This window comes from Bifidobacterium ruminantium DSM 6489 (assembly GCF_000770925.1).
Taxonomy (GTDB): domain Bacteria; phylum Actinomycetota; class Actinomycetes; order Actinomycetales; family Bifidobacteriaceae; genus Bifidobacterium; species Bifidobacterium ruminantium.
Genome location: NZ_JDTK01000007.1, coordinates 45,857 through 53,236, shown reverse-complemented (window position 1 = coordinate 53,236; position 7,380 = coordinate 45,857). Strand labels below are relative to the sequence as shown.

The window sequence follows — 7,380 nt, the reverse complement described above, 5'->3', positions numbered from 1 at the left end:
TATCTATCAAGGTATAAGTTGGTAACTCACTTACTATCTATCAAGGTCTGATAATCCGCATCATTTCAACGATTCAGCATCATTGACAGAACCGAACAGCAACGCACTCTTGAATACAATGAAGCCATGCTGACAGCATGTGTTCAGCATGGCTCACATTAGATTTGATTATTCGAATATTACGTTCCCATTGCCGTCATGCATACAGCCATCACCAGCACCCGGATTCGGTTTACATCGCGTGATACCAGCCGTGAATTCACGAATATTCCCACGCGAATCAACCAGCCATGATTTTCCGCCGCCGATGACAACATATGCCTTATCATGATAGAATGTGCAACTATCGCTTGATGTTGTATACTCATTTCCATCCTTATCAGTATGAGTGTTACTGCATGGCACACTATAAGAACCGGAATCATACTCATACCTTGAACATTTACCAGTCGCATAACCGAGGCAGTTTTCAACACCGGATAATACTGATTTCCCATTCAACATGAGATTATTGTTTTCAATTGTCATCACCTGATTACCATCCAGATACAGCTTCGGCGTGGTATCTACAACCGGTTTGACAACATTCGGATTCGCGGACGGCGTGAACGCGCTATTATAATCACTATTCAGCGCGATGGAACCGAATGACAGCACGAATAATAGCAATGCAAGTATCGGCGCAGCCAGTCCGAATACATCATCCGCTGTTGCGTTCTTATTGAACATGATTTCAGCATCTTTTTCAGCCATGCGCTTTAAGCGCAGCTTTTCACGTTCTTCCGCTTTCTGTTTCTGTTCCGCCTCATGCTGTTTCGCTAATTTATCATTCAGTTCCTTTTGATAGCGCATCGCATTGAACTCATTACCGAACTCCACAGTCCGCCCGGTTGACGGGTCATACACGCGATACACCATGCCATCAGGGTCAACCTCATCATCCTGAGTGATAGTCGCGGAACGATAATCATTCGCATAATCATCGTAACCATCGCCATAAGATAACGGAGACGAATACCGCGACTGGCGATAGTGCTGAACATCATTCTTCCAGCCATCACTCACGCGAACGCCCTGCAATGATGAATCACCTGATGATGCATTCACTGTATTCCCTGCATTCAATTGTGAATCACCACCATTAATAACTGCCATTACGCACCTCCCTTATTTCGCAAGTGAACTGAATGCAATGTCATCACTGGCATCATCCGCATTCATGTTCAGTGAGCCATCCGCATTGAAGAATGAGTCATCACTTGATTCATTGCGTTCACCAGCCGCGATAGTTCTATCAGCAATGCGGTCATCATCCTTCAACAGTTTTGACGCGGATGCCGCATGTGGATTCGCTTTCGCCTGTTTCGCAGCCGCTTTCTTTTCCGCGCGCTGCCTCTTGATGATTTCAATTAATGCCTTATGATGCCATCCGAGCAGGAATGCGATGATGACAAGTGTTATATACAGGATTGCAGTCAGACGGAATCTACCGAGGTCATACCAGATACTGATGATGATGTAGATGTTCCAGATGATAGTCATGCAGTTCATGGCTGCACTTGCACCCAGATCCAGATTAGATTCTTTTGATAGCGCACGCACTTTCTTTCCCTTATCCCAGCCGGTTCCCTTTAAGCCGAACGGGAATATGCCTTGTGCCGCCTGCCAGCCGATAGTTGCGGATAACAGCACACTGAATAACACACTTACAGTTCCAGTCAGTTCGAACATAATGTACTCCAATCAATCGTTGTTCTCATGACCGGAATATCTGCATACAAATAAGAATGCCTGTCCAGTGATTTCACCGAACAGGCAATATTTTTCCACCATACAAGGCAAGGATTATTTATTTCAGCACATCCGCATCACCACTGAATCCGGCATTCTGTGTTGCCAATGATTCCATGTCCTCAGTGAATGTCAGCCGGTAGAACCGCTGCACTCCGAATGGCGTATGCAGCGTGTATGAACCAGTCACTTTCGCGACATCTTTATCGAAACGAATACCGGAATGCTCATAATCACGGACATACACTGAGTTCTCACGCGGCGTCAATGGCTTAGACAAGCCCCACATAGAATTATCCCTATTCAGTATTTCCCCACGATTATTAATGTCATCAATGTCCACATTGACATCATCATCCAGCGTCCCATCATCACTCATACCGCATAATGTGAGATTGCCAGACGGTGTGCGAGTCGGAACCACGCCGAAATCACCAGTCGGAGAATGAATAACAGCATTCGCTTTCACTGGCTTCATGCCTGCATTCGGATTCACCTCCGCATCATCACTCACAATCCAGCGGTCAGAATCCTCCGGATACGAGTAATCACGCAATTCACGATTCGGATTCAATGCGTTCCGCTTAATGGAATCAACCACACCCACGTAATTGAAATCATCCGCCAGCTCAACCCTATGCCTCATGAGAACATTGTTAACATGGCTTGCAATGTAATCAGAACGCGAACCACGCGGAACATCATCATCGAACCTGACAGCATCCATCAACACATTCCGAGTCCGAGCATCCGTTTCACCATCAGATACCTGCGCATCTGCAAGCAATGAGTTCATTTTCTTACGCACGATACCAGCCGCATCCGAAACATCAACATCACGCGCAATACTCATGCTGATTTCATTGCATACATTATCCACACGGCGCTCATTCTCATCCTGTGCTTTCGCAATCGCACGCAGCCGAGCATTATATATTTTCTGTGCCTGCACAGGATTATCCGCCTGCACATCACTATCACCATGTATCTTGCACGGGTCAGACGCACACGGAACCATCAACCCATGCTTATTCATTTCCTTACCGTCATACGGATGATAACTCGCCATCACTCGCCTCCAATCGGTTTGAATACATATATGCAATATATCTATCCGTCATACATACACAGAATGCCTGCCCGGAATCAACCGAACAGGCACTCATACATGAATACATGTACACATGTCAACGAGAATATTGACGAATAATCACATTTTTCCAATAATCCGATGCACGCTCACCTAATACTGCTTTCATACGGTCATACGCAGATACATCATCATTACTGAACACAATCATCAATATACGCTCATCACGATCCGCAACATGAGTATAATTCTCCGGATAAGCATAGAAGCAAGAACGACAATAATTAGGATCTTTACGCTTCCAATTAGAACAATGCTCACATGCCCACGACTTACGACGATTCGCAGAACCAGTTAACAACATGAACTGCGATAAGTCATCGTGATCCGGTTCACCGCCAATCTCATAAGGCACACGATGATCCACCTGCAAGTCAGACGTATCAACCTCAACCAGTGTCAGGAAGCAATGAGCACCATACGCTGAAATCAATCGATTACGTAATTCATCAGATAACGCAGTTCTACCAAGAGCCTTCGATAACTTATTCACAGCATTATCAGGATTATCAAATGCATATAATGCAATCTTGCGACCACTTCTACCATTAACTCGGAATGTTTTCAATGCGAACCCAAGTTCACGAACATCACGAACAGCACGCGGCGCATGCTCATAACCCATTTCCTGCAAGCGCTCAGATGAAACACTACCAACACGCAGCAGCTCATCAATCACACGCCGAGGACGCCGCGCCTTAACAGATTCCAACTTACGAACATAGTCATCAGGCAGCGGAACACCACGATAGTCAGTTCCCGGATGCGCATTACAAGATACAGTCACTAAAATAGTGTACTGCCATCAATCCATCAAAGGCAACTCACTATTAGGACACATAGGAACAATGTCATCACTTACATACAATGCTTCCAATGTCCTATCATCCCTACCAAGCAATGTGGACTGCGTTGAACGACCTGCGTCAAGCAGATACTTATGACACTTCAAATCAGAAGATAACTCACGCCCATATGACTTAACACCACAAACGCCATCATAAGACAGAATATATCGAATACCGCGTGAATCCAATGAGAATAACTCTGACTCTAATTCATCAACCGCAACACCAGACACATAACGAGAATCCCTCGTGCCACTTGTTCCCTGATAAGGCGGATCCATATACACAAGGTCACCAACACCACATTCCGCCAGCACATCCTTATAATCCAATGAGGACACACGCGAACGCCCCTTTAAGAGCGCACTCACAGTTCCAATATTAGAACACATCAAGCTCGGTTTCGTGCCATGACGACGCTTATCCGGCGACTGATTCAAACCATTTGGCCCATACCTAACAGCACCCTTCACACAACGCGCCATCAAATATAAGAACACAGCAGGATTGTCATTACCTGCATTGCATTCATCGCGCATAGCATAATAATGCTGAACATGACCATCAGCATAATCAAACTGCTCCAACCATATACGCTCATAATCAGAAGCCAATGAATCAGGATTATTAATTGCGGCATTTAATACATTCACCACATCTTGATTCACATCATTCAACCAATAGAATGAAGCACGATTATTCTGCGCAGCAGCCAATGTAATAGACGCCATCCCACAGAACGGTTCAATTAGCATTCCATCAATCGCAGGCATATAAGACAAGATAGCAGGAGCCAACTTACGCTTTGACCCCTGATACTGAACCAAATTCGGAACCGATAACCTCATATGCCTCCCATCAACAGACATTGATTATACAGGGAGCCGCCACCGTCACTGATGACGGCTCCAATCAGATAGTCAGCATGCAATCATGCATACACAGAATCAGCGATTACGGCGACCACGCGAACGGCGACGATTCCGATTATGCTTACGCCGAGTCCGACACGGATAATCCTTACATTCGGTTCCATGAGAATCAGAGCCACAATCACGATTCATATTACACACACCATCAACGCCATCGGATGCAGGCATGTCAACAGATGTAGACAGTTCCGCCACACGCGCATTCACAGCCGCATCCACAGCCGCATCAATCCGCTCACGCAACCGAGCCGCCTTCACACGCGCAGCCGTAATCCGGGCACGCGCCATATCATCAATCTCACGCTGACGAGCCGCAACCTTCCGGCGAACAATCTCATCCGGGTCAACGCCATCCAGAATCAACTGAACAATGTCATCATCGGACACCACATCATCAATCACATGCTCATCGACATGAGGGACAGCGACATCATCAACAGGAACCTGCACGGATTCAATAACCGGCTCATCAGCATGCTTGTCAACACACTTAACCTCATGCTTGTCAACATGTGTACTTGCAGTCAACCGGGTGTATTCACCATGCAGAGCGGCAAGCAACTCATCATCAGGAACAACCTGCTTACCAGTGATGATGGTATTCATCACCGCATCCAATGACTCATAAGCATCACGCAGGTCAGCAGGCATCTTATCCGGGTTATACATGTCAGACCAGCGTTTGAACTCACTCATATGAGATTCACGAACCGACAGAGCATGATTCCATGCATCAATCAGACCCTGACGCTCATCATCCGACAATGCACGCAGCGGGAATGTATTCCACGTTTTCCATACAGTCATGTTCACATTGTCGCCTTGCGCACGGGTACCTGTTTCCAGATGCCATAGACGCAGTGCATGCGATGAACTCACAGCCGCCATCAATCCACTCGGATCGGACACCGCATAACGACCACCACATTTTCCGACAGAATCGGAATACCACGGATACAACCAGCCACGATTCACCGGTGCGTTTTTCGGAATAACCAGACGATTCTTCAATCCTGCCTTCTCATGCATGAACAGCGGATTCAATTCAGGGGACAACAGCTCACGACGGGCTTCCGGCACCGAATATGTATTACCAGTGCGACCCTTATAAGATACTGTATCCACGGGCTGTATGGCACCACTGACATCAATCAGAGACACATGTGAACCAGACGGAATACCGGGAACAGTGATGTTCAGAGACACTGCATCCGAGTCAAATGCGAACTTATCCGCAGAGGCATCCATCGTGAATCCAGTGATGATTACATTAGTAGCCGCATCGCTTGACGCGGACTTCCAATGGAATGATGACCATGAAAGATTACATGTCCAACCGAGAGATTCAATGACGGGGAACACGGATTTTTCCTGCAAGCCAGCGGATACATTCGGGGCGGTAATAGCAGCGAACGATGCATGCTTGCAATCACGAAGATACAACGCGGACTTATACAGCCAGCCAGCCGCCGCATCCACCCGCCGAGCACCTGACTCACTCGCACCACACTTGACAGCGGCATTAATAACTTTCGCCCGCATATCCGGCATCGTCCTTTTCATCCGCTGTGAGCCGATGAAAGGAGGGTTCATATATATCATCACATCATCCGACGCAGGCAGAATCTCATTCCAATCGGTATCCAGTGCGTCCGCAATCACAATCACCGCATGAGACGGATTCATAGTTTCAGAGCAGGTAACCTGAAGCGCATCAGACTGTACATGTGCCATCAGAATGCAAGCGACATACAGGGAGGCATCAGCGGCACGCGCAATGTTCTCATTGATTTCAATGCCATAGAACGATGACACCAGCACGCGAACCGCCGTGTAATCATAATCAGCATTCAATGCTCGCAGGGATACCAGCGCATCGATTTCCAATGCACGCAGGCACTCATAAGTTTCAACAAGAATGTTCCCAGCGCCGCACGCCGGATCCATAATCCGAGTGCGCGCAATGTCATCAATGAATGCACGCAGCGCGGATTCACGCTTAGTTTTATCCCGAACAAGTTTCGCATCAGCCAGACGCGCCTGATACTTAATCAGCATCGGGTCAATCATGCGATGCACGATTTCAGCAGGGGTGAAGTGAATGCCGTTCTCACGGCGCTTCGAGTCAGATTCGCCGGTTTCAACATAGCCAGCAAGTTCAACCGGATTCACATTTTTCGCAAGCATGTCGGCAGCGACGGCATGCGGCAACTCATCAATGTTCCGGTTAACAGTGTCATCATGAACCAACAGATGAGAGGTATCACGATGATTTTTCATCATCCAATTAATGAGAGTCAGATAGTTCTCAACATAGTCAGGACGGATGATTTCATTATTCATAGGCATACTAATGCCTCATTTCTGGAAGAGCGACTTCCATATACACGCGAAGGAACTTCCTCCGTTGAACACAGATTCATGACCCGATGCAGCCGGGCGGTTGCACCATCGACGGGGTTATTAGTGTTCGCTATGTTCATCCCGAATTATCGGCGTGTCGCGGATAGAACTGTGGTTGAATTGAACTGTACGTGTATCCGTCATCGCTGACAGTGAACATAGTAACACAACGCATGTACACCTGTCAAATCAGCACATTTTTGAACATGCGCACTCATGCCCGGAACCCTTGGAATCATTAAGACACACCGACATT

Annotated in this window: 6 protein-coding genes; all 6 read right to left on the bottom strand. The window is 47.0% G+C overall.

What is annotated here, in order from left to right; all coding sequences use genetic code 11:
* Positions 1-168: 168 nt before the first annotated feature.
* Positions 169-1,155 carry a hypothetical protein gene (locus OU26_RS04460; protein ID WP_152571316.1) on the bottom strand — a complete coding sequence of 329 codons (987 nt, stop codon included), beginning with the start codon at positions 1,153-1,155 and terminating at the stop codon, positions 169-171.
* 12 nt (positions 1,156-1,167) lie between these two features.
* Positions 1,168-1,731 carry a hypothetical protein gene (locus OU26_RS04455; protein ID WP_026645722.1) on the bottom strand — a complete coding sequence of 188 codons (564 nt, stop codon included), beginning with the start codon at positions 1,729-1,731 and terminating at the stop codon, positions 1,168-1,170.
* Between the two features lie 118 nt (positions 1,732-1,849).
* Entirely contained in the window at positions 1,850-2,860 is a 1,011-nt protein-coding gene (locus OU26_RS04450; protein ID WP_026645721.1) for a hypothetical protein, read from the bottom strand.
* 118 nt (positions 2,861-2,978) lie between these two features.
* The gene (locus tag OU26_RS09855; RefSeq protein ID WP_202805817.1) at positions 2,979-3,728 is read right to left on the bottom strand and encodes a hypothetical protein; all 750 of its coding nucleotides are present in this window, start codon (positions 3,726-3,728) and stop codon (positions 2,979-2,981) included.
* A gap of 18 nt (positions 3,729-3,746) precedes the next feature.
* Positions 3,747-4,637 carry a DNA adenine methylase gene (locus tag OU26_RS09850; protein WP_160257597.1) on the bottom strand — a complete coding sequence of 297 codons (891 nt, stop codon included), beginning with the start codon at positions 4,635-4,637 and terminating at the stop codon, positions 3,747-3,749.
* 99 nt (positions 4,638-4,736) lie between these two features.
* Positions 4,737-7,064 carry a DNA methyltransferase gene (locus tag OU26_RS04445; RefSeq protein ID WP_033498910.1) on the bottom strand — a complete coding sequence of 776 codons (2,328 nt, stop codon included), beginning with the start codon at positions 7,062-7,064 and terminating at the stop codon, positions 4,737-4,739.
* Between the last annotated feature and the right edge of the window lie 316 nt (positions 7,065-7,380).